The organism is Streptomyces flavidovirens DSM 40150, from assembly GCF_000429085.1.
Taxonomy (GTDB): domain Bacteria; phylum Actinomycetota; class Actinomycetes; order Streptomycetales; family Streptomycetaceae; genus Streptomyces; species Streptomyces flavidovirens.
Genome location: NZ_AUBE01000002.1, coordinates 177351 through 202894, shown reverse-complemented (window position 1 = coordinate 202894; position 25544 = coordinate 177351). Strand labels below are relative to the sequence as shown.

The following is a 25544-nucleotide window of genomic DNA, read 5'->3' as shown; positions in this document are numbered from 1 at the left end:
ACCAAAACTTGCAGTGCTGCCTGATTACACCATGGGGGATAAACCCGGCTAAACCGGACACTAGGTCAGGTCGCCGGACCGGCACCACACACTATGCCGTACCAAGCCCCTTCCATGCGACGGTAGAGATCGGCGCTTTTGGTGACGTAGATGATGAGGCAGCCTCGGTATGCCTCGGCGGTGTTCTTTCGCGTCGTCCTCGGGTTGTGCCTCTTGAGCGTTGCCCTCTGGAAGACGGAAACGTCGACGCCTGCCAGGTCTGCCCAGAAGCTTTCGGCATCGAGGACGTTCGCCGACTCGTGGATGCTGACGCGGAAGTGCATGCGCTTGCGGGTGACCCCGAGAATTTCGAGCCAGCGTAGATACACCCGGATCATGTTGGGGTCACTGTTGATGAACTGGAGCTTCTCCGAGCGTCGGTAGTCCTTGTCCTTGGCTCCCTCGGCCCAGTACAGGCCGACGCCGACCAGGAACAGCTCCCGATCGGAGAGCTCGCCGACCTCGTCGCGGGCCTTGCGCTTCGTTTCCTGACGCTCTTGGTCTTGGGCTGAGCGCAGATGGGCGAGACCCGCGTTCATACGCGTGCGGCGCTCCTCGTCTGTGAAGCGCGGCTCCGGCTTCGGCAGGTCCCGTACCCACAGCGAGATCGAACTCTTCGAGCAGCCCAGTTCCACCTGGATCTGGTCGTACGTGAGGCCCTGGAGGCGCAGCTCTCGCGCCTTCGCCCGGAGGTCGTCCTTCGCGTTCGGGCGCTTCGTCCATTCCGGGGCGGGTTCGCCGTCGAGGAGGCGGTTGAGGATGTCGTTGTTGTCGACCTGGATGCGATCGCGGATCTGGCGGCGGCTGAGGCCCTCGCGGCGGAGCGCGATCGCCTGCTCGCGGAGGCCTTCGAAGTCGGCGTACTTGCCGAGGATTTCCGTCATGCGAGCAGCTTTGTTCGGTATGCGGACTCGCGGGCCGAAAGCGCGGTCGATTCAACAGTTCGTGTGGACAACACATGTTTCGTGAGCCAACGGCTGTTTCCGCACTCATCCGGTCGCCGGATATTGGGTGGTGGGCGCCCGTAGGGTGGATGGCATGACCGTAACGGGGGCAGAACAGGACGCCACGGGCATGACCGCCCGGCGTTACTGGTGGTGGGACAGGCGGCGCGGTGTCGTTCTGGATGTGGGGCTGGCGCTGGCTTCGGCGCTTGAGTGTGCGTTGGAAGGGGTGGGGTTCGCGGGGGATGCGGGGCTGCCGGTCCCGTTGGGGGTGGTGTTCGGGCTGGTCGTGGGGTCCGCGCTGGTGGTGCGGAGGCGGTGGCCGATCGCCGTGGTGCTGGTGTCGATCGCCGTGACGCCGGCCGAGATGGGCTTCCTGATGGGCATCGTGTCGCTGTACACGCTGGCCGCGTCGGAGGTGCCGCGCCGGATCACCGTGGTGCTGGCGGGGATGTCCTTCGCCGGGACGCTGATCGTGACGTTCGTACGGACCCAGCAGGACGTGGCGAACGCGGCGGACGGGGACTTCCGGCCCGGTCCCTGGTACGTGCCGCTGATGTCGCTCTTCATGTCGCTCGGACTGACCGGGCCGCCGGTGTTGTACGGGCTCTATATAGGGGCGCGCCGGCGGTTGATGGAGAGCTTGCGGGAGCGGGCCGATTCGCTGGAGCGGGAGCTGTCGCTGCTGGCGGACCGGGCGGAGGAGCGGGCCGAGTGGGCGCGTACGGAGGAGCGGACGCGGATCGCGCGTGAGATGCACGACGTGGTCGCGCACCGGGTGAGCCTGATGGTGGTGCACGCGGCGGCGATCCAGGCGGTGGCGCTGAAGGATCCGGCCAAGGCGGTGAAGAACGCGGCGCTGGTCGGTGACATGGGGCGGCAGGCGCTGACGGAGCTGCGGGAGATGCTCGGCGTGCTGCGTTCGGGGGACGCGGGGAGCGCGAGGGAGCGGCAGGGGCCGGTGGCGTCTGCTGTGCCGCTGGCGGCGGTCGGTGTCGCGGCTGCGGCCGCTGCGGCGGCCGAGGCGGAGGACGGGCCGTGTCTGGTTGATCTCGATGCGCTGGTGGGGCAGTCGCGGCAGGCGGGGATGGTCGTGGAGCTTTCGGTGGAGGGTGACCCGGTTGCCTGCGGGCCGCTGGTGGAGCAGACGGCGTACCGCGTGGTGCAGGAGGCTCTGACGAACGTGCACAAGCATGCGGCCGGTGCGAAGACGTGGGTGCGGGTGGCGCACCGCGGCTCGGAGGTCGCGATGCAGGTGGAGAACGGGCCGTCGGACGGTGGGGCGGCGGACGCGGGGCTGCCGAGCGGGGGGAATGGTCTGGTGGGGATGCGGGAGCGGGTGACGGCGCTGGGGGGTGTCTTCGTGTCCGGCCCGACGGACGCGGGCGGCTTCCGCGTCTCGGCGGTTCTCCCGGCCCGGCCGCGCGGGGTGGCGTAGTCCGTTTCCGGGTGGGGTGCGAGCTGCTTCCGGGTGGGGTGTGAACTGCTGCTACTGGGTGCGGTGTGAGCTGGCGTGTGCGGGCCGCTGGTACGGCCTGGTTACGGGCTGTCGCCTCCCGGCGCGGGGTCGCGCGGGGCCTGCCAGGGTCTGCCGGGCGGGGGTACGTCGGTTCCCGCCCGGCCCCGCCGCCCCGCCCCCCGCCGTGGGGCTTACGCCGGGGTCAGGCGGCTTGGCTGGGTGCCGGTGATCAGGGTGGACAGGGCCTGGTCGAGGTCGGGGCCCAGGTACCAGTCGCCCGTGTGGTCCAGGCTGTAGACGCGGCCCTCCACGTCGATCGCGAGCACTGCCTGGCCCTCGTCCCCCTCGCCGCCGAGTTCCGTGCCCAGTGGGCAGACCTCTGTGCCGAGTGCCCGGCCGAGGTCGGCGAGCGTACGGGCGTGGTGCAGCCCGCTCAGGGGATCGAAACGTACCGGTGTGGGAGCGATCTGCCGGCCGGGCCCGGGCGGCGTGATGTGCAGTCCGCCGAATTCGGCCCATGCCTCGACCGCCGCCGGAAAGACGGCGTGCCGGTGGCCCGCCGGGGAAGTGTGCGCGCGCAGGGTGTCGGCCCAGTGCTCCGCCTGCCGTATGTCCCAGCGCCCCGGCTGCCAGCCGGCTGTGCGCAGGGCGACGTCCACGGCCACCGGGAAGCGGGTGGTGCTGGTGTTGGGGTGGGCGGGGCCGCTGGTGTTGGTGTGGTGGGGGGCCGGCATCGGCTGCGGGTCAGCCCTTCTCGGTAGTGGTCGCGGTCAGGTCTACGGCACGTACACCGAAATGGGCGAGCATGGGCGTACAGGAGCGGCACGGCGGCGCGTAACTGCCGTGCAGCGGGTCCCCGTCCTCGCGGATGCGGCGCGCCGTGAGCTTGGAGTGCTTCAGGGAGCGGCGGGCCTCGCCTGTGGTGAGGGGCTTGCGGGAGGCGCGCTTGGAGCGTGATCCCTCGGTGGCGGTGATGTGGCGGGAGAGGAGGATCGCTTCCGGGCAGCGGCCGGTGAAGCGTTCCCGTTGGCCGCTGCTGAGGGTGTCGAGGAAGTCTTGGACGAGCGGGTGCAGCGGGGGCGGCTGGTCGCCTCTGCCCGCGGTGCACGTCAGCGTGTCGGTGCCGCGCACGGAGAGTGCGGCGGCGACTGTCGGGAGGATGCCGTCGCGGCGGTGGCTGATCGCGGGCACGCGGGTGGGTTCGGTGCTGCTCCAGGTGAGGCGCGGGTCTCCGGCGGTTCCTGTGGCCGTGCCCGATCCTGTGCCTGCGTCGGCGCCTGTGGCCGTCGCTGTCGCCGCCGTCGGTGTCGCTGTCGTCGTCGTGGCCGTGCCCGTCGGTGTCGTCGTAGCGGCTGTCTGTGCGATGTGCATGGTGGTGCTCCCCTCCCGTGCCCGCGACGGTAGCCGCTGGTGTGCACGCCCCCGCGTTGCTGGACAGCCTGCCAAATGTGTCCAGTGGTACGGAAGCTGGGTCAGTGAATCTTGTACGTGTGTGGCCGGGTGGTGACCTCGGTGTGACGGTTCGTTACGCAAGGCGAGGGGCGGGACCGCCTGGTGCCCCACCGCATAGGCTGTGCGAACCAGCCAGACGCAGCAGGGGGCATCCGCCATGACGACAGGTCGGCTCGGGCAGCAAGCCGCGCCACCGAACGCGGCCTACGCCGGGCAGCTCGTGCATTTCCCGGATCCGGTCCGGGCTGCCCGCCACCCGCGGGGTGTGCGTGTGGACGACGACGGCTTTCCGGTTTTCACGCCGTACGCGCGTGCCGCCGCGGAGATCGCCGAGCCCCCGGAGGGCTTCGGTGTCGACGAACTGCGGCTCACCGACTACGTGTCCGCCAACGCGGCGCTGGCTGCCGCCGGGCACGACCTGTGGGACACCATTCCGGCGGTCGCCACTCCGCACGGCTGGACCTGGCACCACGTGCCGAACACCCGGCGGATGGAACTCGTACCCGTAGAGGTGAAAGCGCTGCTGCGCCACCACGGCGGGCTCGCGACGGCTGCCGTCGATCAGGAGAAGCGGGGCACGCGCCCGTTGCAGGAGACGCGGCCGGCCCATTTCGGGCTGCCGAAGGGTTCTGTATCGGTGACTGAGCAGCAGATCCTGGGCGTGGAGGAAGACCTCGGTTACCGGCTGCCGGGTGCGTACCGGTCCTTCCTGAAGGCGGCGGGCGGCTGTGCGCCGGTGGGCGCGGCGCTGGACGCGGAGCTGGGGCTGCTGGTCGACCAGCCGTTTTTCACGGTGCGGGACGAGGCCGCTGTGAACGATCTGGTGTACGTCAACAAGTGCCTGCGCGACCACATGACCAAGGACTACCTGGGTGTCGCCTTCGTGCAGGGCGGTCTGCTGGCCGTGAAGGTCAGGGGCGAGGGTGCCGGGTCGGTGTGGTTCGTCGCGTACGACGACGCGCGGGACCGCGACGGCTGGACGGTGCACGAGCGCGTGGAGCGGCTGCTGCTGCCCTGCGGCGACGACTTCGACGCCTTTCTGCAGCGGCTGGCGGGCAACCCGCCGGAGCTGGAGACCGTGGCGAACCTGATGGTCGACGGCGGCTTCGCGCGCGCCGTCCCGGTTTCGGACGAGGGGTGACGGTCCGGTGGTGACCTTCGCGCAGGCGCAGGAGCGCGCGGAAGAGTGGGTCAACGGGGACGTGCCCGTGCCGTCGCACCGTGAGGTGCGGGTGCGCGAGTTCGAACTCGGATTCGTGGTCTGGGCGGAGGACCGTGCGGGTGGTCCCGCCTCCGGCGGCAGGCAGCGCCTGGTCATCGCGCGGGACAGCGGCGAGGCCACGCTGTGGCCCGGTCTGCCGGTGGGTGAGGTGATCCGCCGGTACGAGGAGGAGTACGGGGCGCCGGGCACGTCACCGGCGGCGGACGTGGGGCCGGCTCCGGCGCAGCGGGTGGATCTGGAGCAGACGTCGTTCCTGTTGACGCCGCCGGAGTGGCTCCAGGACGCGGCGGACAAGATGGGCATTCCGGATCGTGGCGGGGCGGGGGCGGACGCGCCTGCTATGGGGGCGGGGGGTGCGGGTGGGGCCGGTGCGCGTGCGTCTTCTTCGGCGGATGGCGACTGGCCTCTCGCCGGTTCCGCCGGATCTGCTGGATCTGACGGTTCTTCCGGTGCTCCCGGTTCTGCCGGTGTGGTCGGCAACGGGCCGCAGGGCGGGGCCGGTTCGGCGTCGTCGCGCGGTGACTGGGCCGACGCCTTGAGTGCGGGGGCGGCTTCCGCCACGGCGGGTGGGGACTTGGGCGGTACGGGGGGTGGGCGCGGCTCGTCCTCCGGTGCCGGTTGGGGCGGCGCCGGTGGCCAGGTGGCACCCGGTGACGCCCGTTCGGTGCCCGTCGGTGGGAATTTGGGTGGGGCCGGTGTCCGCGGGGTGTCGGGTGACGCCAGTTCGACGGCCGGTGCCGGGAGTTGGGGCGGCGTCGGAAGTGAGAACGCTTCGCAGGCCGAACGCGGGGCCAGTGGTACTTCCTGGCCCACCGCGGGCCAGGGTGACCATGAGCCGACCGCTTCCGACGGGGTCCCCGCGGCGCCCGCCGGGGCGACCCCCTGGGCCGGGACCGACACCAACTCGGCCACCGGCTCCGACGACGCGTCCGTTCCGCTGCCGGCGACGGTTTTCGCGCCGCCGCTCAGCGGGTCCGACGAGGACGACACCCCGCCGCCCGGCGTGCCGCCGGAGGCCAAGACGGCGCTGATGTCCGGCGGCAGTGGCTTGCCCTCGACCACGGTCGCCCCCGCGGTGCCCGGTGCGGCTCCGCAGCCGCCCGCGACGCCCGTACGCCCCGGTGGGCCCCGGTCCGACGCCGAGGAGATCGCCGACGCCGCGACCGGCAAGGCCGCGGTGCCGGGCGCCGGGCGTGGGAGCGGTTCGACGCCTCCGCCGCCGCCTGGCGCCCCCGGTACGCCGGGCGCGCGCGCCGGTGCCGTTCCGCCGCCTCCCTCGGGGCCGGGCACGCCCGGTGCCCCGGCGGGTGGGTACGTACCGACGCAGTTCGTTTCGTCGTTGGGTCCCGAGGGGGCGCAGCCGCCTGGTGCGCCTGGTGCGACTCCGCCGCCTGGTGGGGGCGTTCATCATGCGGCGACGATGCTGGCCGGCCCGAGCCAGGGTGGCGGCATGCCCGGCGCCCCGCAGCCTCCTGGGCCGCCGGGTGCTCCTGGTCAGCCGACTCCGCCCGGTCCGCCTGGTCCGCCCGGACCGCCCGGTGCGCCTGGTTCGACTCCGCCGCCCGGTGGAGGCGTTCATCATGCGGCGACGATGCTGGCCGGCCCGAGCCAGGGTGGCGGCATGCCCGGCGCCCCCCAGCCTCCCGGCCCGCCCGGCGGCGGTGTGCATCACGCGGCGACCATGCTGGCCGGTCCCGGCCAGGTCGGTCCGCCGCCCGGCGCGCCGCAGCCTCCGGGGCCTCCCGGCCCGCCCGGCCCGCCGGGAATGCCGCCCGGCGCCGCGCCGATGCCGCAGCCTCCGCAGCCGCAGCGCCAGGGCTACGGCTATCCGCAGCCCCAGCCGACCGGGCTGCCGACGGTCGGCCCCGGCTATCAGGCCGTATTGCGCTACCGCGCCCAGGACGGCAGCGAGCAGCAGCTCATCCGCCGCTCCGCGCCCGGCACCCCGCACCCGGAGTGGCAGATGCTGCACGAGCTGCGCGCCATGAACGTGCCGCCGCAGCAGGTGCTGGAGCTGCACACGGAGCTGGAGTCGTGCGAGCTGCCCGGTGGTTACTGCGCCCGCATGATCCGCGAGACCTGGCCGCAGGTGCGGATCACGAGCGTGGCGCCGTACGGGAAGGATCACGCGAGCCGCCAGCAGGGCATGCGGCATCTCCTCACCCATCAGGGGGAGTTGCACCAGGTCGCGGACGGTCCGGCGCGCCCGGCGCCGGTGCGCGTGCCGTTGCCGCCGCCGGGTCAGCTGATGCAGGCGCCGCCGATTCCGCCCGAGGGCATCGCGCACGAACTGCTGGGGGCCTTCGGGCCGCAGGGCATCTTCCGCTTCGACCAGGCGGCGGTGTCGCGTCAGGGCGTACCGGAGATCGTGGCCCGCACGCTTGTGTGGGCGGGTCTGCCCGTCGATTTCGGGCCGTTCTTCTGGGCGCAGGCGGTGCCGGGCCAGCCGGTGCCGACGCTTGCGGAGCTCGCGGCGCAGCGCGGGGTGCAGGCGGCCTCGGACGCGGGCTCGTACCTCGTCATGGGCAGTGACTTCGGCAGGGCGGTCTGCGTGCAGTACGGCACGGCGAACATCGTGGCCGTACCGGTGGAGGCGGGTCCGGGCGGGCAGCCGGTGCCGCCGCAGTTCGTGAACACCGGGTTGCCGGAGTTCACCCGTTCGCTGGCGCTGCTCGGGCACATGTGGCGACTGCGCTTCGGCCTCACGCCCGAGCAGGCCGGACGCTGGACGGTCGACTTCCAGGCGCAGCTGGCCGCGCTGGACCCGGCGGCGCTGGCGTCGCCGGAGAGCTGGTGGTCGGTGCTGCTGGAGCAGATGTGGGACGGACTGCTCTGAGCGGACGACTGACGGTCTGAGGCCTGACGGATCGTGGAATTCGGGGCGCTCGACCCGCATGGCGGGTCGGGTGCCCTGGTCATGTTCTTATGGCGCGCCGTCGGGCGAGTCGGCGGCCGAAAAGCTCTTCGGCGCGTCGCCCGACGACGTACCGATTCGGACTTCTGACGGTAAATGGCGCACGCTTGACCGGAGCGATCAGGCGGAGTGTCGGGTTTTGGGCGCTTGAGTGTGATCCGCCAAGATGACGACGGATTGTGTCGTGCGTCGAAGGGGTTCAAGGATGAGTGCATCGGTTTCACCGTCACCTCACGGCTTCGTCGCCGGACGGGGCCGCGGCTACCGTCCGGACCAGGTGGAGCGGTACGCCGCCGGGCTCTCCCAGGACCGCGACGCCGCATGGGAGCGCGCCGCGCGCCTCACCGTCCTGACCAGGGAGATGGAGGCGGAGGCGGCGCGGATGCGCGAACAGGCCGACGGGCTCCCTCCGCAGACGTACGAGGCGCTTGGTGAGCGCGCCCAGCACCTGCTCGCGGTGGTCGAGGAAGAGGCGGCGCAACTGGCGGCCGCGGCACGCGACGAGGCCCAGGCGCTGCGCGACGAGGCTGCGGCGGCGGCCGCCGCGGCCCGTGACGCGGCCCGTGAGCACGCCCAGACGGTACTGGCGGACGCCGAGACCCGCGCCCGGCAGATCATTCTCGGAGCCCAGGGCGCCGCCGACGAGATCAGGACCGGGGCACGCCGGGACGTGAAGGAGTGGCGGGGCGAGGCCGTCGCGGCGCTCAAGGAGATGCGGCAGCGTACGGCCGCCCTGCTCGCCGAGCAGGAGAAGGAGCACGCGGAGCGCTGGGAAGGCGCCGAGCGCGAATTCGCTGGGCGGGCGGCGGAGTTGGACGCCCGCCACGCCGAGCTGACTGCTCTGGCGGAGGCCGGCCTCGCTGACGCGAAGCGGGCCATGACGGAGGCGGAGGAGGCGGCCCGTCACGACCAGGAGAACGCGGAGGCGCAGGCCGCCGAGATCCTCGCCCAGGCGCGGGTGCGCGAGGAGCGCGTCGTACGGGAGACGGAACGCGTCCTGCGCGAGCACGAAGACGCACGCGAGGAGATGCAGGCCCACATGACCCACGTCCGCACCAGCCTGGCCACCCTGACCGGCCGCGCCCCGGCAGAGGGCTGACCGGGCACGCGGCGCAGGCGGCGACGTTCGGCACCGTTCCGGGCGCAGCCCGACGCGCGCGCACGGCTCGCGCCCCTCGGACCGCCCCCGCGTCGGCCTGCGGCGGGTGGGCCTGCGGAGGGGTTGATCTGAGCCTGCGTCGGCCTGCGGCCGGGTTGGTCTGTGCCCGCGTCGGCCTCCGCCCGCGTTGGCCCGCACCCGCGTCGGCCTGCGGCGGGGTTGGTCTGTGCCCGCGTTGGCGTGCGGCCGCGTCGGCCTGCGGCCGGGTGGGCCTGCGACGGGTTGGTCTGGGCCCGCGTCGGCCTCCACCCGCGTCGGCCTCCACCGGCGTCGGCCTGCGGCGGGGTTGGTCTGTGCCCGCATTGGCCTGCGCCCGCGTCGGTCTGCGCCTGCGTCGGTCTGCGGCCAGGTGGGCCTGCGCCCGCGTGTGGACGTGGAGGGTGGGCAAGAGGGCCCGGTCGGCGAGGGGTCGGACCGTCGCGTCGGGGGTCGGGCTTCAGGTCTTGCCGATGATGCGGCGCATACGCTGTTGAGCTTCGCCGGTCGAGAAGGCTGTGCGGTGCGAGCGCTTGCCCTCCTCCCGTACGCGCATCAGGCCCTCGATGTAGGGGCCGTTGACGCGGGGGCGGGTGGAACGGACGGCTGCGGCGGTGTAGCCGGCGATCCGCCGTGCGTGGGTGATCGCGCGGTCCAGCAGGGCGGCGGGTTCCGTGACCTCGTGGAGGAGGCGGTCGGCGAGGGCGCGGTCGGCGGGCCACTCGGCGCAGGTGTACAGCATGTCCTGCATGACGCTGCGGCCCACCACGGTCTCCAGCATGTAGCCGCCGAAGTTGCAGGCGATGCCCACCCGGAACTCCGGCATCACGAGTTTCGCTTCGCGGCTGCCGATACGGAAGTCGCAGCAGAGCGCGATCTGGAGGCCGACACCGATCGCGTAACCGTCGATCGCCGCCACGACGGGCTTCGATATGCCGGCGATGGTCGTGTACAGGTCGGTGATGTCGTCGATCCAGCCGTCGACCTCGTCTCCGCCGGTGAACTCGGACACCTCGTTGAAGTCGCCGCCGGCACCGAAGGAGCGCCCCGGTCCGCCGGTGAGGACCACGCACGCCACCGAGTCGTCCGCGTCCAGCGAGCGGAGCAGACGCGTGAGTTCCCGCATGCGGGCCCTGCTGAACGGGTTCTGTTCGTGTGCTTCGGAGAACTCGACGAGAGCCACCGCTCCGGGGAGTGTCTCGCATCTCATGCTCATCGTCTCAGGATTGCTCGTAGGCACGCGGCCTCCCCTTTCGGAGGATAAGTATGCGGCAGTCAGCATGCTCAATCGGGTGGGCGGTCAAACGCAATGGGCGTCCACCATGCGGACCGGCGTGGGTAGTTGGCCTCCGGTGGCCGTTTTGGACTGGTCGACGCAGGAGTGGAAACGTACGGTGCCTGGAATTTTCATGCGTTATGGTCGGGCGCATCGCACTCGTACGGCCGCCTCGGCGGCCACGCATGGAGGTCGGCCATGGACGACGCCGCGGTCCCCCGGGGCTTTCGCAGCATCACGCAGAACATGGGGCTCAAGGACATCGGCGACGACTTCGCGGTCGTCGTCTCGGAGGTTCCGGCTAGGTCGGCGGCGGTGTTTACGCGCTCACGCTTCGCCGGGCCCAGCGTTGTGCTCAGCCGGGAGGCCGCGGCTGCCCGGCGGGGCCGGGGCATGGTCGTCCTGTCGCGCAACGCGAACGTCGCGACGGGCCGGGCCGGGGCCGAGCACGCCGCCGAGGTCCGGCAGCGGGTCGCGGAGATCATCGGTATCGCCCCCGAGGAACTGCTCATCGCCTCGACCGGCGTGATCGGCCGCCGCTACCCGATGGACAGCATCCGAACCGGGCTTGACGCGCTGCGCTGGCCATTTCCGGACGCGGACTTCCGCAAGGCAGCCGGCGCCATCATGACGACGGACACCCGCGCCAAGCACTGCTCCGTACCGTGCGGCGAGGCCGTGATCACCGGGATCGCCAAGGGGGTGGGCATGATCGAGCCCAATATGGCCACCCTGCTGACGTTCTTCTTCACCGACGCCGACGTGCCCGCCGACCAGCTCGACGCCGTGTTCCGGCGGGTCATGGACAGGACGTTCAACGCGCTCAGCATCGACACGGACACCTCGACGAGCGACACCGCCGCCATCTTCGCCAACGGCCTGGCGGGGGGCGTCGACCCGGACGCCTTCGAGGAAGCTCTGTACCGCTGCGCACTCAGCCTCGTGCGGGACATCGCCTCCGACGGCGAGGGGGCGTCCAAGCTCATCGAGGTGCACGTCACCGGTGCCCGTGACGACGCCCAGGCCAAGCGGGTCGGCAAGAGCGTGGTCAACTCCCCGCTGGTCAAGACCGCCGTGCACGGGGCCGACCCCAACTGGGGCCGGGTGGCGATGGCGGTCGGAAAGCTGCACGACGAGACGGACATCGACCCCGAGCGCCTGACTATCCGCTTCGGTGACCTCCCGATGTACCCGCAGGAGCCGGACGACGCCCTGCTGGCGAAGACCTCCGCGTACCTGAGGGGGAGCGAGGTGGTCATCCAGGTGGACCTGGGGATCGCCGACGGCGCCTTCACCGTGTATGGCTGCGACCTCACCGACGGGTACGTGCGGATCAACGCCGACTACACGACCTGACGCACCGGCCGACTACACGACCTGACGCGCCGGCCGGCTTCACGCGCCGGCCGACCTGCCGGCTGACCTGACGCGCCGGCCGACCTGACGGCTCACCTGCCGGCAGGCCGGTCGGCGTTTTCCGTGGACGGCCGCCGGCGAGTGGGGACGGAAGGGCACGGCCGGATACGCCGGCCGCCGCACGGTGACCTCACCCGGCGGCGGTCACGCGAGCGGGAGGCGGGGCTGTCAACCTCAGGCCACGGCACCAAGTGGACAGGGTCACGCCCTTGATGGGGCAGCCGTACCGGACGAGAGTTGCTGCGTGCACGCATGCCGACGCGGCCACGCCCGGCAGCCCGGGCGGCGCGCCCGGTGCCACGCTGCGGGAACGCCGGGCAGTGCCGGCGACGCCGCGTTCAGCATGCGGATCGCTTCCTCACCGGACGGGTCCTGGGAACCGTGGTACCACGCCGGGCGGCGGAACGTACCGGCGCTCCATCCCGCGCCGGCGGTTCGCCCACAGCAGCGTGCGCCCCCTTCACGAACCGAGCTGAAAGGTTCCTTCATGGCAGCCAGTACATGGGTCGTAGTGGCGAACTGCAAGATTCCCGAGCTGGAGGGCATCTCCACCCGGATCGACGCGGACCGGTTCCACCTCTACCACCAGGGTCTCGAACTGCCGACATCCGTGCTGCCGTCTTTCGACGTGGACGTACGCACCATGCGCGCCGCCGCGTCGGACCACCTGCCCTACAGCGCGCCCCGGATGGCGCACACCAGCATCCGGCTGGACGAGGACGTGGTCGCTGTCGCGACGTCGGCCTTCAACGAGGACCCCGTCTACACCGCTTCGGGACGGCTGAACGGACGGTTCGCCTACTTCACCGATCTTTTCCTCGCCCCGCTGATCCTTCCGTCGCTCGGACTGCCCGTCGTACAGCGGCACGTGGCCGCCGCGCCCGTCGAGGACGAGACCCTGATCGAGCACGTCCGCCGCGTCAGCTACAACACCGTTCAGGAGACCCGGCGCACCAGCCGCGGGTGGGTGACCAGGACGGTGCACGGCGACGATCCGCTCAACCGCTACTGGCGGCCCACCCGGCACAACCCCATGCGGGCCGGCAACGATCAGCTCCAGGCCCTGCGGCAGGTCATCGGTGACTACGCCGCCGCCTCGCCGCACACCGCGTTCACCACGCTGCTCTCCGGCGGTATCGACTCCGGCGCCGTGACGTTCCTGGCGGCCGAACTCGGCCTTCCCGTCGTGGCGTGCAGCGTGGGATCCACCTGGGGCAACGAGTTCGAGGGGGCCAGGCAGCTTGCCGGACTGGCCGGTGTGGAGCTGATGGAGGCGGAGCTGTCCGAAGACGCCTTCGTCAGGGCGATACCCGACACGGTGCGCTGGCTCGGCGGCATCGCGCCGGAGGTCGTGGAGGTGGCCCTGACCGCCACAGCGGTACACCGCGACGGCGTACTGCCCCCGGACCGGGCTCTGTTGACCGGGTACGGCAGCGACCTGATCAACGCCGGCCTGTATTCCCCGTACGACTCCGACAAGGAACTGATAGCCCAGGTGCTGGAGGCCGTGCACCGTACCCGGTTCACGGAGGAGCTCAACAGCCGGTCGGCGCTCGCCCATGGGCGGCCGGTGTTCCATCCGTTCTGGGAGTGGCCGGTCATGAAGGTGGCGCTGGAGACGGCACCGGGCTGCAAGGTCCGTGAGGGCCGGGAGAAGTTTCACCTTCGCACCGCTTTCAACGCGTCCGTGCCCTACGAGGTGGCCTGGCGGCAGAAGATCGCCGTACACCACGGCGGCGGGTTGCAGGCCGGTGTCGCCCGCAGACTGGCGGCCGACACCGGCCACGACGACCGCCGGCGCGTCTACCACCACTGCTTCGCCCTGCTCCTGGAGAGGGCGGCGGACGGCCACCTCGACGACTGGGAGTCCGAGGACATCTACGAGCGTGCCGCGCACGCGGCCAAGGCGACGCTGTGAACCGCGACGTGAACCGCGACGTGAACAAGGAGCAGTCCGTGCTGTTCGACGCCTTCCGCGAGATGGCCGCGGAACGTCATGACCAGGTGGCCGTCCGCACGACGAGCGGCGAGATTCTCACGTACGGGGAACTGTCCGTGTACGCCCAGCGCCTGGCCCGGGGCCTGGCGCGGCACGGCGTGCTGCCGGGCACCGTCGTCGCCACGCGACTGGAGAACAGCCCCGGTTACGTCGCCCTGATGCTCGCCCTGTGCCGGCTGGGCGCCGTCCACCTGCCGATCAGCCCCGCGTCCCCGCCCGCCCGCGCCCAGTGGCTCGCCGACCAGGCGCGCCCCGCGCTGCTCGTCACCTCCGGCGATCCCGCCGCCGCCCCGCACGGCCCGCGGGCCGTCGCGTTGGCCGGGATACGGCAGGCGGGCGAGGGAGCACCCGAGGTGCCGCCGGTGCTGCCGGATGCCGGGGACGTTCCGTTCCGGCTTCTCGAAACGTCCGGGTCGACCGGCAGGCCCAAGTTGGTCGCCTGGCGCCAGCCGGACCTGCTGAGCGACCGGACCGAGTGGATTCGGCTCCTCGGTATCGCGCCCGGCGACGTGCTGGGCTGCATGCACCCGCTGGACGTGGCGCACGGGACGGACGTCCACATGTGGCCGGCCCTGCTGTCCGGCGCCGAACTGCTCCTGGTGTCGCCCGCCGCCCCCAGCGACGTACTGGCCGCGTTGCGCGAGCACGCGGTGACGGTGTTCAGCGCGCTGCCCCGGCACTACGAGCAACTGGCCGAAGCGGCCGGCGCACTGGGTGGCGTACCGCTGCCCCACCTGCGCCTGCCGCTGTCCGGCGGCGCCTACCTGGGCGGCTCGACGGTGCGGCGGGTCAGGAAGACCCTCGGGGTGGGCATGCGGCGGATCTACGGGTCCACCGAGTTCGGCATCGTGCTGGGCAACTTCGACGGCGAACACCAGGAGGAGCGGGGCATGCGCCCGCTGCCGGGGGTCGAGGTCAGGCTGGCACCCCTGCGGCCGGGCACCCCCCGGCTCGGGGAGCTCATCGCCAGGTCGGCGGCCACGGCCTCGGGTTACTACGGGAACCCCGAGGCCACCGCGGCTTCCTTCCAGGACGGCTGGTACCACACCGGGGACGTGGCCGAACTGGGCGCGGACGGGGAGTACCGCCTGCTCGGCCGGGTCGGTGACGCGATCGCGGCCGGTGACGGGGTGGTGTTCGCACCCCCGTTGGAGGAGACCCTGGCGGACCGCTGCCCGGTGCGCGAAGTGGTCGTACTGGCCGGTGCGACGGGCGGCGTGCTGATCGTCGCGGCGCCGTCGCCAGGTGTGCCGGCGAACGAGGCGGCCGACAGCCTGACGGCGGTACTGGAGGACGTCGGGATCGCGGCGCCCGTCCGCATCGTCGACGAGATCCCGCACACGCCGGTGGGGAAGCCGGACCGGCCACGTGCACGCGAACTGTACGGCTGACCGGCCGGGTTCGATGCGAGGAACGCTGCTGACAACGAAGGAGATGGCATGACCAGCCAGTCCGTACAGTCCCGCCGGCTCACGGAGTCGGGCATGGGAGAGCTGCTGTCCCTGCCGCCCGCGGTGACCCCCGAGGACATCGGCAAGCAGGTACGGGAAGCCGCGGTCAGCTCGGGGTGTGTCCTGGTCCGGGAGCGGTCGCTGGACCAGGACGAGTTCCTGCGGCTGGTGGCGGCCGTGGGCGACAAGGTGGAGTACAAGCTGGGCGAGGGCCGGTCGGACCTGCTGATGCTCAACGCCTCCCGCGACAAGGACAAGGTCGTCACGGGGCGGGGGCCGCTGCCGCTGCACACCGACGGGGTGCTCGTGGGCACCCGTACCGACCTGATCATCCTGTACGCGGTCGACTTCAAGGACACACCGGGCTCCGGCGAGACCTACGTCGTCGACCAGATGGCAGCCTGGAAGGAGATGCCCGAGTCCCTGCGGTCGGTCGTCGAGGAGCGCGATTTCGAGTACCGCGTCGAGGAACCGGACTTCTACCCCACCGCACCGGCGGGCTGGTACGCGGTTCCCAACTTCCGTACCTACGGGGACGGTCACCGGGCGCTGAACCTCTCGACCGGTTACCAGGCGGACGCACAGCCGCGCTCCTGGAGCGTCAGAGTGCCCGGAATGACGGCGGAGGAGTCACGGAGCTTCCTTGCGGAGCTCGACGGCTTCCTCAGAAGCCCCCGCTACACCTACCAGCACCGCTGGCAGAGCGGTGACCTGCTGCTCATCAACAACCAGCGCACCATGCACGGCCGCACGCCGATCAGCCCGGACGGCGTCCGGCTCCTGTGGCGCGGTCAGGTCGCCGAAGTGGCCTGACCGGCACCGAACGTCGCCGCCGCGGCGGGACGCCCGTACGCCGGCCCCCTCACCACAGGGGAGTGAGGGGGCCGGCGGAAGCGGGGTCACTGATCACGGCCGGCGACGGCGTCGGTGGGCACCGGCTCACGACCGGGCCCGCCGACGCCCACCACGGCCTTTCCACGGCCGGCCGCGAACGCTCCGGCGGTCACCACCAGGGCCACCAGCCACAGGGCTGTCAGGGACCAGGGCATGCCGTCGACACCCAGCCAGTCCGTCGCCGCTCCGGTGTACGGCGGCCCCAGTACTCCGCCCACGCCCCAGACGATCGCGAAAGCCGTGTTGGCCAGCAGCAGGCTGGTACCCCGCAGCCCCTCACCCAGGAGCGTGAGCACCAGTGGGTACCCGGCGAAGGCGATGCCTCCCCACAGGGCCACCGTCGGGTACAGCCACCCCGGCCCGCCGTCGACGGCGAAGGGCAGCAGCAGCGCGCCCAGCGCGCCGACCAGGAGTGAGAGCAGCAGCGCGGTCCGTGCCCCCAGCCGGTCGGCGAGCCAGCCCAGCGGGAACTGGAAAAGTATCTGCCCGATGAGCAGCGCGGTCAGGGCGAACGCCGCCTGGCCGGAGGTGAGTCCCGCCGCCTCGCCGTAGAGCGGCAGGAACTGGAGCGTGACGGCGTCGAAGACCGACACGGTCAGCACCGCGACGAGCAGCACGGACAACTGCCGGGCGAGCGCCCCGACGGGTACCGCTCCGCTCGCCGCCATGCCCGGTACTCGGCGGCGGCCGGTGCACAGAGGCCACAGCGCCAGCAGCGGGCTGGCGACCGCGACGGTGAGCGCGGGACCCGGAGCGTTGCCGGACACGGTCAGCACGGCCGGTCCGATGCAGAAGCCGAGGGCGAGCACGGAGGTGTACGCCGTGAACAGCCTCGCCCGGTTGGCGTCGGAGGCGATCGCGCTGATCCAGGTCTCGCTGAGGATGAACATGGCGACGGCGCAGGCGCCCAGCACGAAGCGCAGGACGAACCACAGTCCCAGGCTGTCGGTGAGCGCCAGTACGGACAGGATCGCCGACGTGCCCACCGACGCGCTCACCATGACCGTCCACGGGCCCCATCTGCGTACCGCCGCCGGGATCAGCGCGGCGGTCAGGACCATGCCGAGCGGCGTCATCGCGCCGTTGAGGCCCACGACGGTGCCGGAGACCCCCTGCCGCTCCAGCATGAGGGCGAACAGGGGGTACGTGATGCCGAGCGTCACACCGAACACGCCGATGATGACGACAGGACCGACGGCCCCGGCAGCCCCGGCGGCGCCGGGGCGAGCGGTGGTGGCGGGGCGCCGCCCCGGCGGGTTGTCACTCATGAGTCAGCCGTTCACCTGGTTCCACACCCGGCTGGGCAGCCCGAAGATGTCGATGAAGCCCTCGGCGCTGGCCTGGTTGAAGGTGCAGTCCGATCCGTACGTCACCAGCTCGTGCTGGTACATCGCCCGCTCCGCGACGCGCGATGCGATCGTGGCCCGGCTCTTGAAGAGGCGCAGGGTGATCTCCCCGGTGACGTACTGCTGGGTGGAGTCCATGAAGGCGTCGAGGGCCGCACGGAGCGGGCCGTGCCACAGACCGTCGTACACGACCTTGGCGTACGCGGTCTCCAGGGGCTTCTTGTGGGCGAGGACGTCCGCCGGCAGGACCAGGCCCTCCAGCTCCCGGTGTGCCTGGATGAGCAGCAGCATGCCCGGCGCCTCGTACAGCTCACGGGACTTGACGCCGACGACCCGGTTCTCCAGCATGTCGATCCGGCCGATGCCGTGGCGCCCGCCCAGCGTGTTGAGCCGGGCTATCAGCTCACGTGGTGCCAGTGGAGTCCCGTCCAGGGTTACGGGGACGCCTTCGGCGAACCCGATCGTCACGTACTCGGGGGTGTCGGGCGTCTCCTCGACCGGGCGGGTCAGGCTCCACACCTCCTCCGTGGGTTCCCAGGTGAGGTCCTCGATCAGCCCGGCCTCGACGTTGCGGCCCAGGACGTTGAGGTCGATCGCCCACGGCTTCTCCTTGGTGACATGGGGTGCGATCCCGTGCTTCTCGGAGTAGGCGATCGTGTCGGCGCGGCTGAACTTCCACTCCCGTGCCGGGGCGAGGATCCGCAGGGAGGAGTCCAGGAGTGCCACGGTCAGGTCGATGCGCACCTGGTCGTTGCCCTTGCCGGTGCATCCGTGGGCGACCGCGCCGCAGTCGTACGCGTGCGCCGCCTCCACCAGCAGGTCACCGATGAGCGGGCGGCCGAGTGCGGAGGACAGCGGGTACTGGCCGTCGTAGAGCGCGTTCGCCTTGACCGAGCGGAACCCGTAGTCGCGTACGAAGCGGTCCTTGGCGTCCACGACGATCGACTCGTCCGCGCCGGCCTGTAGCGCCTTTTCACGCAGGGCCTCCAGCTCGTCGCCCTGGCCGAGGTCCGCGGCCATGGCGACGATGTACGAACAGCCCATCTCGTGGCGCAGATAGGGAATGCAGGCAGTGGTGTCCACACCACCCGAGTAGGCGAGTACCACGCGGTCGGTGGAAGCCATGAGAACTCCTGTGTGTGCTGAGGAAAGAGGGACCGGGGTCAGGGGGAGGGAACGAGCCGCTCGTTGCGCCGGCGCAGTTCCGCGGCCGCCTCCCGTACGAGAGCGGGTGCGGTGCCGCCGGGTGAGCGGCGGCGGTCCACCGCGTGGTCGACGGTCAGCACCTCGGCGGGCAGCCCCGCGAGGCGGGAGTCGAAGGAGGCGAGCTCCTGCGGTGAGGCGTCCTTGAGTTCCTTGTCCCGCGCCTGGAGCCAGGCGACCAGGCCGCCGACGACGCTGTGGGACTCGCGGAAGGGCAGTCCCTTCTCGGTGACCAGCCAGTCTGCGAGATCGGTGGCCACGGTGTTGCCCAGCTCGGCGTCGTGCCTGGTCTTGGCGGGGACGAAGGTGATGCCCTGAAGCATGGCCGCGGTGGCGCGTACGCACAGTTCGAGGTGGTCCGCGGAGTCGAAGAGGGCTTCCTTGTCCTCCTGCATGTCCCGGCTGTACGCGAGCGGCAGGCCCTTCATCACGGTGAGCAGGGCCATGAGATTGCCGAAGATCCTCCCGGACTTGGCCCGCATCAGCTCGGGCAGGTCGGGGTTGCGCTTCTGCGGCATGATCGACGAGCCGGCGCAGAGGTCCTCGGGGAGCTTGATGAAACCGAACTGCGGGGTGCTCCACAGGACGAGTTCCTCCCCGAGCCGTGAGATGTGCACGGCAAGGGTCGCTCCGGCGGACAGGTAGTCGAGGACGAAGTCACGGTCGGAGACGGCGTCCAGCGAGTTGCGTGCCGTCCGCTCGAAGCCCAGCCGCCGTGCGGTGGAGGCGGGGTCGATGGGGTAACCCGTGCCAGCCAGGGCGGCGGCGCCCAGCGGGGATTCGTCCAGCCTGCGGCGGGCGTCGCGGAGCCGGTCGCGGTCCCGGAGGAACATCTCGCCGTACGCCAGCAGATGGTGGCCGATGGTGACCGGCTGCGCGCACTGGAGGTGGGTGAAGCCGGGCATGACGTCGGCGTGGTGGACCGCTGCCCGGTCCGCCAGGATGCCGATCACCCCGGCCAGCAGGGCGTCCATCCGGTCGATCGCGTCCCGTACCCACAGCCGGGTGTCGACCGCGACCTGGTCGTTGCGGGACCGGCCGGTGTGCAGGTGCCCGGCCGCCGGGCCGATCAGCTCGCGCAGCCGGGACTCGATGTTCATGTGTACGTCTTCGAGAGCCGGATCGAAGACGAAGGTGCCCGCCTCGATTTCGGCCTGTACCTGTTCCAGTCCGGAGATGATGGACGCGGCGTCCGCGGCGGAGATGATCGATTGTTCACCGAGCATGGCGGCGTGCGCCTTGGATCCCTCGATGTCCTGTGTCGCGAGCCTCCGGTCGAAGCGGACCGAGGCATTCATCTCTTCGAGGAGGGAATGCCCACCGGTGAGCCAGCCGTCCCAGATTCCGGATTCCTGCGGGGGTTTGCTGCTCATTTCTTGATTCCTTCGGTGTGGAGGAAGGCGACCTTGAAGTCGAAGGTGCAATCCAGTTCCCGGCGTTTGCGCCGCATTTCGCGAATGCGGTAGAAGCTGCACAGCCACTGGAATTTGTAGATGTATTTGAGAAAGACGCGTCGCCCCGGCATCCCCCGTACGAACGCGTCTTCGCCGGCATGGATCTCGAATCCGTGGTCCCGGGCCAGAGCGCCCATCGGACCGCCCTCCGAGTAGAAGAGGAGCAGTCGCTTCCTGGTGCCCGCCATCATGTCCAGCGCGCCCGCCAGGAGCTGTCGGCCGTACCCTCTGCCCCGGTGTTCCTCCAGCACGAACACCACTGCTATCTCGGCCCACCGGCCCGCCAGGTGGTGGACGAGCAGGGCGCCGACGAGTTCGCCCCCGTCCCGGCGGACCAGTGCGAAGGTGTCCCGGCGGCCCTGCCACTCGGACCGGCTGTAACCGGTGATCTTCGGTGAGCGCCGGATCTGGGCGACGACCTCGTCTGCTTCCGCACGGGTCAGCGGACGCCTTTGGAGTACGCATTCCACGGGGACCGGACCGGCGGCACCGATGCTGACCGAATCGCTGTACGCGGGCACGGAGTTGACTCCCTCTCGGGCGTGGACAATGGCATCGAGTCATCATCCTTTCGCCGCTCATCGGGGGCGTCCACACAGGCGGCTGGCCGGAATGCGTCATGTCCGCGAACGGACAGGCTTACGGCGCTTCGCGTCTCGCCATATGAGCAAGACTTGACCTTCCGTTGCTGAACGCCCCGAGGGAGTGGGAAATTTGAGGGAAAGGGGCGGTGAACCTCACTGGTCCGTATTCGCCGCTGCCGGGGCGGCGATCATCGCGGTGTGCTACGGGTTCGCGCGGTACGCCTATGGACTCTTCGAGCCGACATTCCGTGAGGTCTTTTCGCTGTCGGGCGCGGGGCTGGGACTCCTGAGCGGTCTCGCCACGACGGGGTACGCCCTCGGACTGCTGCTCGGGCCGGTGGTGGCCGGCCGTTCGCCCAGAGGAACGGTGCTGGCCTCGGGGGCGCTGGCGGCGGGCGGAGTGGCGACGGTGGCCATGGCACAGCGGGTACCGGTGCTGGCGGTGGGCGCCGTGCTCGCCGCGAGCAGCGCGGGGCTGGCGTCGACCGGGGTGGCACAACTGATCAGCCGGCGCGTGGCCGGCGCCGGTCACCGGCCGGCGCAGACCTGGGCCAACACGGGGACGAGTTTCGGGCTGGTGCTGTCGGCGCTCACCCCCCTGATCTCAGTGGGCTGGCGCTGGAGCTGGGCGTCCTTCGCGGTGATCGCCGCCCTGGCGACGGCGGTGACGTGGCTCGTGCTGCCCGCACGCCGGGACGCCGGGCAGCACGAACCCGAAGGCCTCCCGGTCTCCGCCGGCGGTGGCCGGGGACCGGCCTGGCGGGACTGCGATGTACGGCGGCTGGTGGCCAGCTCGCTCGTCCTGGGCGCGACGTCCGCCCCGTACTGGAACTTCTCGCAGGGGCGGCTGGTGGAGGCCGGTCTGGCGGGGGTGCCCGCCGCCGTCTGCTGGTGTGTGATCGGCGTCGGCGGTCCGCTGGGCGGACTGACCGGCCGGCTGACGCAGGCGGCCGGCCCGCGCCGCGCCGCGGTGATCCTGTGGCTGCCCTGGTCGCTCAGCCTCGCCCTGCCGGCGCTGCCGGGGCCGGTCCTGCCCGTGGCGCTGGTATCGGCGGCCCTGTTCGGCGCGGCCTACATGGGGCTGAGCGGACTGTTCATCCTGTGGGCGGTGGAGCTGTTCCCCCGCGCCTCGCAGGGGGTCACCGTGTCCTTTCTCGCGCTGGCCGCGGGGCAGGCCGCGGCGGCCCCGGTGGCCGGCCTGCTGGGTGACCGGGTGGGCCTGGGCCCGGTGTTCGGGCTGGCGGCGGTGGGCGGGCTCGCCGGTCTCGTACTGCTGCCACGGCGCAGGCGGCAGCCCGGACTCACCTCGGCTCCGCCCCCTTCGTCTCGCGCATGGTGACGTAGACGACGGTCGAGATCAGCGTCAGCCCGGAGACGTACCAGCCGAACCACTCGCCGTGGCCGCTGTCCATCAGGGCGGTGGCCAGGTACGGGGCGGTGCCGCCGAACGCGGCGACCGTGGCGGCGTACGGCAGACCGATGCCCGCGGTGCGCACGCGGGCGGGGAACAGCTCCGCCATCACGGCCGCGCTCACCGCCGTGTAGCCGGTGAGCAGCACCATCCCCGCACAGCTGATCAGCAGCAGGCTCCAGAAGGAGTCGCTCAGCAGCTCCAGCATCGGCACGGTCAGGACGGTGAAACCGGCGCCGAAGGTGATCAGCAGGGGCTTGCGGCCGATCCGGTCCGACAGCAGTCCGGCCAGCGGCTGGATGGCCGTGAAGAACGCCAGCGCGAGGGTGCTGACCGTGAGTGCTGAGGCCGGGTCGAAGCCGACAGCGAGTTCGGCGTACGTGGGCAGGAAGGTGGTCCAGGTGTAGAAGGTGACCGTGGCGCCCAGGGTCATGCCGACGATCAGCGCGGCTTCCCGTGGATTGCTGCGCAGGAAGTCGAACAGCCGCGGCCGGGCGGCCCGCTCCGCGAGGGCGGGGTGGGTCTCCTCCGTACCGTGGCGTACCCAGAAGCCGGTCAGACAGGCGACCACGCCGATACCGAAGGCGACGCGCCAGCCCCAGGAGTGCATCTGCTCCGTACTGAGCTGCGCGGCGAGCAGTGCGGCGACGCCCGCCGCCAGGAGCTGACCGAGGTTCGCGCTCACGTAGCTGACGCTGGAGTAGAGGCCGCGGCGCCGGGGCGGGGCCGACTCCACGAGGAAGACCGCGGCGACGGCGAACTCACCGCCCACGGAAAGCCCTTGGACCAGTCGGATGACGACCAGCAGCACCGGCGCGGCCATGCCGATCTGGTCGTACGTCGGCAGCACGGTCATCGCGAGCTGTCCGGCACCCATCAGGGCGATCGTCGCGGTCATCGCCGTGCGGCGCCCGTGCCGGTCGGCGAGGACACCGAGCAGCAGGCCGCCGGCCGGACGGGCGGCGAAGCCCACCGCGAAGACCGCGAAGGAACTCAGCGCCAGTACGACCGGTCCGCCGCCGGGCGGGAAGATCTGGTCGGCGAAGTAGGTGGCGAGGTAGGCGTAGGCGAGCCAGTCGTACCACTCGACGAGGTTGCCGGCGGAAGCCGCGAGCAACTGGCGCCTGCGGTTCCTGACCGGTGGCGGGGCGCCCGGTGGCGAGGCGGGGGAAGGTCCGGGTGCGGCGTCAACGCTCACGGGGCGTCTCCGTGGCCGGGGCGGCGGCGGTCGTGGTCAGTTCGCGGTCGGCGGCGGCTGGGGCCATCTGGTCCGCGAGCTCCGGTTCGGATCCGCCGCCGCCCGCCGAACCGAGCTCGATGACGTACATCGCCGCGAGCACGAGGGCGGCGCCCAGCAGTTGGAAGGCGGTGAGCTCCTCGCCGACCAGCCGCCCGATGAACGCGGCGAACACCGGCTCCATGGTCATGACGATGGCGACCCGCGTGGCACTGATCCGGGTCTGCGACCACGTCTGGATGACAATGCCGACGGCCGTCGCCAGGACGCCGGTGTACAGCACGCCGAACCAGGCGCCCGCGTCCGGCGGGACCATCTCCAGACCGCCCGGCGCCGCGGCGACCCCGCACACCACGGCGACGGTGGCCATCTGCACCAGGACCAGGGCGTACGGATCGCGTCCCCCCACCCACTCGCCGGTGCCGACGATCTGCAGGGCCAGACACAGGGCGCAGCCCAGGGTCAGCAGTTCCCCGATCCCGATGGAGAAACCGCGCAACGTCAGCAGCGCCAGGCCGGCCAGGGCGAGCACCATGGCGGCCCAGGTGCCCAGTGACAGCCGGCGGCGCAGGACGACGGCGGTGATCAGCGGCGTGAACACCACGAACATGCCGGTCACGAAGGCCGACACCGTCGTGGAGGTGTAGAGAAGGCCGTACGTCTGGAACAGGTAGGTGCCCGCCAGCGCCAGGCCGAGCAGCACACCCCGCACCAGCCCGCCGCGGTCCAGCGACCACAGCGCCCGCGGCCTGATGACCACCAGGACCAGGGCGGCGACCGCGAACCGCGCGGCGGTGAAGTCCAGCACCGGCATGCGGTCGATCGAGTCCTGGATGATCACGAAGGTGGAGGCCCATACGGCCGTGACCGCCACCATCAGGAGCACGGCACTGGACGCTCCGCGTGACCGTGGTGCCGGAGCCGTGGTGTCAGGAGTCATCCGAGGGTCTGTCCTTCGTACGGGGGCGGGGTGCGGACGCCGGGAACGGCTCAGGCCAGCACGCGGGAGCGGGACCGCTCGTGCACGTAGCTGCGCCGCAGGTCGCGCACCATGCTGGTGCGCTTGAGCCAGCGGTCCTCGCCGTCGTAGCGGGGGGTGAAGACCTCGCGGCCGTGTATCACCCGGTAGTTGTCGAGGAAGGCCGCCTCGCCCGGCTCCAGCACCAGCCGCTCGGTCGCCGCGGCCAGCGCCTGCGAGCAAAGGCGCAGCGCCTCTTCGGCCTCAATGTCACCGGGTACGGCGACGGTGAAGTCCGGGTCGATGCGCAGGTAGTGGTCGTCGGCCGGGCCGAAGAGCACCGGTCCCTGCTCGTACGGCCGGTCCGTGAGCGCCACCGCCGGCGCGGCCGCGTCGGCCGGGACGGTGATGTGCGAGTCGTCGGGGTAGAAACGGAAGCGGCTCTGCCGCAGCACGTCCATGACCCCTTCCGGCAGCATGCCGGGCAGGACCCGGGCGACGGTGGTGCCGACCGCGTCGGGATTGCGCAAGCACATCAGGGCCACGTAGTCACCGCGGCAGGCGTGGAAGACGTCTTCGGTGTGCAGGGTGAGCTGCGTCTGGCTGCTCGCGCTGGTCAGTGAGTCCTCCAAGCCCTTGGAGGGGCAGACGTCGTGGACCAGCCGGCCGTCCTGCTGGTTGGCCCACGAGAAGGGGTCGCCGAGAAGCGAGGCGCACAGCAGCAGCGTGACCTCCTCCAGCCGGCCGGCGTCCGCACGCTCGGCGTCCCGCCAGTTGGCGGGCGTCGGTGCCAGGTCAGGGGAGACCGGCAGATTCGCGAGCGTGATGACGGCGTCTTCCCTCGTCCGCGCGTCCACGAGGAACTTCCGTACCCCCACGGGAAGCTCCTCGGCCTCGGTGCGCAGATCGTCGATGGCGGCCAGCGGACGCCAGGGCTGCTTGTTCCGCAGGAACTTGTCGGCGATCTCCGCGATGTGTGAACTCTCACTGTTGTCAAGGACGTAGCGGCTCATGGCAAATCACCTCTCTGGTGTGCGGGTGCGTGGCATCGGAAAGGGGCTCGCCGGAGCATCAGTTGTCCCCGTTTTTCAGGTGTGCGTATGCGGACATGACGACGCGGCACCACTGGCGGTCCGCGAGACGATGCTCG

General features: G+C 71.3%; 20 protein-coding genes. 9 read left to right on the top strand and 11 right to left on the bottom strand.

Going from position 1 to position 25544, the window contains the following annotated elements:
• Positions 1-65 precede the first annotated feature (65 nt).
• Positions 66-923, bottom strand: coding sequence for a hypothetical protein (locus G412_RS0103620; protein ID WP_028810867.1), 858 nt, complete (start codon positions 921-923; stop codon positions 66-68).
• 154 nt (positions 924-1077) lie between these two features.
• Between G412_RS0103620 and G412_RS0103615 the strand changes: the two genes are divergently transcribed.
• Complete coding sequence (locus tag G412_RS0103615) at positions 1078-2421, top strand: sensor histidine kinase (RefSeq protein ID WP_028810866.1); 1344 nt, start codon at positions 1078-1080, stop codon at positions 2419-2421.
• A 212-nt stretch (positions 2422-2633) separates the two neighbouring features.
• Here the strand turns inward: G412_RS0103615 and G412_RS0103610 are convergent, their stop codons facing one another.
• Together G412_RS0103610 and G412_RS33165 are read right to left on the bottom strand one after the other, a co-directional pair.
• Complete coding sequence (locus G412_RS0103610) at positions 2634-3176, bottom strand: SUKH-3 domain-containing protein (protein ID WP_037647585.1); 543 nt, start codon at positions 3174-3176, stop codon at positions 2634-2636.
• A 10-nt stretch (positions 3177-3186) separates the two neighbouring features.
• On the bottom strand, positions 3187-3813 hold the full coding sequence (locus G412_RS33165; RefSeq protein WP_051338110.1) for a YwqJ-related putative deaminase: 627 nt from the start codon (positions 3811-3813) through the stop codon (positions 3187-3189).
• 238 nt (positions 3814-4051) lie between these two features.
• Here G412_RS33165 and G412_RS0103600 point away from each other — a divergent pair, with 238 nt between their 5' ends.
• From G412_RS0103600 to G412_RS0103590, 3 genes are all read left to right on the top strand, one after another.
• Positions 4052-5035: an SMI1/KNR4 family protein gene (locus tag G412_RS0103600; RefSeq protein WP_078606771.1), complete on the top strand. Its 984-nt coding sequence runs from the start codon at positions 4052-4054 to the stop codon at positions 5033-5035.
• 7 nt (positions 5036-5042) lie between these two features.
• On the top strand, positions 5043-7952 hold the full coding sequence (locus G412_RS33160) for an SUKH-4 family immunity protein (protein WP_037647584.1): 2910 nt from the start codon (positions 5043-5045) through the stop codon (positions 7950-7952).
• A gap of 283 nt (positions 7953-8235) precedes the next feature.
• Positions 8236-9129 (top strand): coiled-coil domain-containing protein, encoded by an 894-nt coding sequence (locus tag G412_RS0103590; protein ID WP_028810862.1) that lies wholly within the window; start codon positions 8236-8238, stop codon positions 9127-9129.
• A gap of 496 nt (positions 9130-9625) precedes the next feature.
• Here the strand turns inward: G412_RS0103590 and G412_RS0103585 are convergent, their stop codons facing one another.
• Entirely contained in the window at positions 9626-10375 is a 750-nt protein-coding gene (locus tag G412_RS0103585) for an enoyl-CoA hydratase/isomerase family protein (protein ID WP_244282837.1), read from the bottom strand.
• A 264-nt stretch (positions 10376-10639) separates the two neighbouring features.
• Here G412_RS0103585 and argJ point away from each other — a divergent pair, with 264 nt between their 5' ends.
• The 4 genes from argJ (at position 10640) to G412_RS33150 (ending at position 16120) form a co-directional block, all read left to right on the top strand.
• A complete protein-coding gene (gene argJ, locus G412_RS0103580; RefSeq protein WP_028810860.1) occupies positions 10640-11797 on the top strand; it encodes a bifunctional glutamate N-acetyltransferase/amino-acid acetyltransferase ArgJ in 1158 nt (385 codons plus the stop codon).
• 547 nt (positions 11798-12344) lie between these two features.
• Entirely contained in the window at positions 12345-13775 is a 1431-nt protein-coding gene (locus tag G412_RS0103575) for an asparagine synthase-related protein (protein ID WP_167546438.1), read from the top strand.
• A complete protein-coding gene (locus G412_RS33155; protein ID WP_051338109.1) occupies positions 13772-15247 on the top strand; it encodes a class I adenylate-forming enzyme family protein in 1476 nt (491 codons plus the stop codon). The genes G412_RS0103575 and G412_RS33155 overlap by 4 nt, the downstream gene beginning before the upstream one ends.
• 48 nt (positions 15248-15295) lie before the next feature.
• Entirely contained in the window at positions 15296-16120 is an 825-nt protein-coding gene (locus G412_RS33150; RefSeq protein WP_037647717.1) for a TauD/TfdA dioxygenase family protein, read from the top strand.
• Positions 16121-16206: 86 nt separating this feature from the next.
• Here the strand turns inward: G412_RS33150 and G412_RS0103560 are convergent, their stop codons facing one another.
• Genes G412_RS0103560 through G412_RS0103545 form a run of 4 tightly spaced genes read right to left on the bottom strand, consistent with a single transcriptional unit; the run spans position 16207 to position 20725 of the window.
• Positions 16207-17469 (bottom strand): MFS transporter, encoded by a 1263-nt coding sequence (locus G412_RS0103560; RefSeq protein WP_028810858.1) that lies wholly within the window; start codon positions 17467-17469, stop codon positions 16207-16209.
• A 3-nt stretch (positions 17470-17472) separates the two neighbouring features.
• Positions 17473-18672, bottom strand: coding sequence for an argininosuccinate synthase (locus tag G412_RS0103555; protein WP_028810857.1), 1200 nt, complete (start codon positions 18670-18672; stop codon positions 17473-17475).
• Positions 18673-18710: 38 nt separating this feature from the next.
• The gene (gene argH, locus G412_RS0103550) at positions 18711-20123 is read right to left on the bottom strand and encodes an argininosuccinate lyase (protein WP_028810856.1); all 1413 of its coding nucleotides are present in this window, start codon (positions 20121-20123) and stop codon (positions 18711-18713) included.
• Positions 20120-20725 (bottom strand): GNAT family N-acetyltransferase, encoded by a 606-nt coding sequence (locus tag G412_RS0103545; protein WP_028810855.1) that lies wholly within the window; start codon positions 20723-20725, stop codon positions 20120-20122. The genes argH and G412_RS0103545 overlap by 4 nt, the downstream gene beginning before the upstream one ends.
• A 193-nt stretch (positions 20726-20918) precedes the next feature.
• Here G412_RS0103545 and G412_RS33145 point away from each other — a divergent pair, with 193 nt between their 5' ends.
• On the top strand, positions 20919-22127 hold the full coding sequence (locus G412_RS33145) for an MFS transporter (RefSeq protein ID WP_051338108.1): 1209 nt from the start codon (positions 20919-20921) through the stop codon (positions 22125-22127).
• On the opposite strand, the gene G412_RS0103535 is transcribed toward G412_RS33145, so the two are convergent.
• From G412_RS0103535 to G412_RS0103525, 3 genes are all read right to left on the bottom strand, one after another.
• Positions 22090-23397 (bottom strand): MFS transporter, encoded by a 1308-nt coding sequence (locus G412_RS0103535; RefSeq protein WP_028810854.1) that lies wholly within the window; start codon positions 23395-23397, stop codon positions 22090-22092. The two genes, G412_RS33145 and G412_RS0103535, sit on opposite strands and share 38 nt — an antisense overlap.
• The gene (locus G412_RS33140) at positions 23387-24322 is read right to left on the bottom strand and encodes a DMT family transporter (protein WP_208857836.1); all 936 of its coding nucleotides are present in this window, start codon (positions 24320-24322) and stop codon (positions 23387-23389) included. The genes G412_RS0103535 and G412_RS33140 overlap by 11 nt, the downstream gene beginning before the upstream one ends.
• Before the next feature lie 104 nt (positions 24323-24426).
• Entirely contained in the window at positions 24427-25407 is a 981-nt protein-coding gene (locus G412_RS0103525; RefSeq protein WP_028810853.1) for a TauD/TfdA family dioxygenase, read from the bottom strand.
• Positions 25408-25544 lie beyond the last annotated feature (137 nt).

Coding starts and splice junctions, on each gene's coding strand:
- G412_RS0103575 (WP_167546438.1), top strand. CDS start 12,345: ATGGCAGCCAGTACATGGGTCGTAGTGGCGAACTGCAAGATTCCCGAG.
- argJ (WP_028810860.1), top strand. CDS start 10,640: ATGGACGACGCCGCGGTCCCCCGGGGCTTTCGCAGCATCACGCAGAAC.
- G412_RS0103620 (WP_028810867.1), bottom strand. CDS start 923: ATGACGGAAATCCTCGGCAAGTACGCCGACTTCGAAGGCCTCCGCGAG.
- G412_RS0103610 (WP_037647585.1), bottom strand. CDS start 3,176: ATGCCGGCCCCCCACCACACCAACACCAGCGGCCCCGCCCACCCCAAC.
- G412_RS33165 (WP_051338110.1), bottom strand. CDS start 3,813: ATGCACATCGCACAGACAGCCGCTACGACGACACCGACGGGCACGGCC.
- G412_RS0103585 (WP_244282837.1), bottom strand. CDS start 10,375: ATGAGATGCGAGACACTCCCCGGAGCGGTGGCTCTCGTCGAGTTCTCC.
- G412_RS0103555 (WP_028810857.1), bottom strand. CDS start 18,672: ATGGCTTCCACCGACCGCGTGGTACTCGCCTACTCGGGTGGTGTGGAC.
- G412_RS0103600 (WP_078606771.1), top strand. CDS start 4,052: ATGACGACAGGTCGGCTCGGGCAGCAAGCCGCGCCACCGAACGCGGCC.
- G412_RS0103615 (WP_028810866.1), top strand. CDS start 1,078: ATGACCGTAACGGGGGCAGAACAGGACGCCACGGGCATGACCGCCCGG.
- G412_RS33150 (WP_037647717.1), top strand. CDS start 15,296: ATGACCAGCCAGTCCGTACAGTCCCGCCGGCTCACGGAGTCGGGCATG.
- argH (WP_028810856.1), bottom strand. CDS start 20,123: ATGAGCAGCAAACCCCCGCAGGAATCCGGAATCTGGGACGGCTGGCTC.
- G412_RS0103525 (WP_028810853.1), bottom strand. CDS start 25,407: ATGAGCCGCTACGTCCTTGACAACAGTGAGAGTTCACACATCGCGGAG.
- G412_RS0103560 (WP_028810858.1), bottom strand. CDS start 17,469: ATGAGTGACAACCCGCCGGGGCGGCGCCCCGCCACCACCGCTCGCCCC.
- G412_RS0103590 (WP_028810862.1), top strand. CDS start 8,236: ATGAGTGCATCGGTTTCACCGTCACCTCACGGCTTCGTCGCCGGACGG.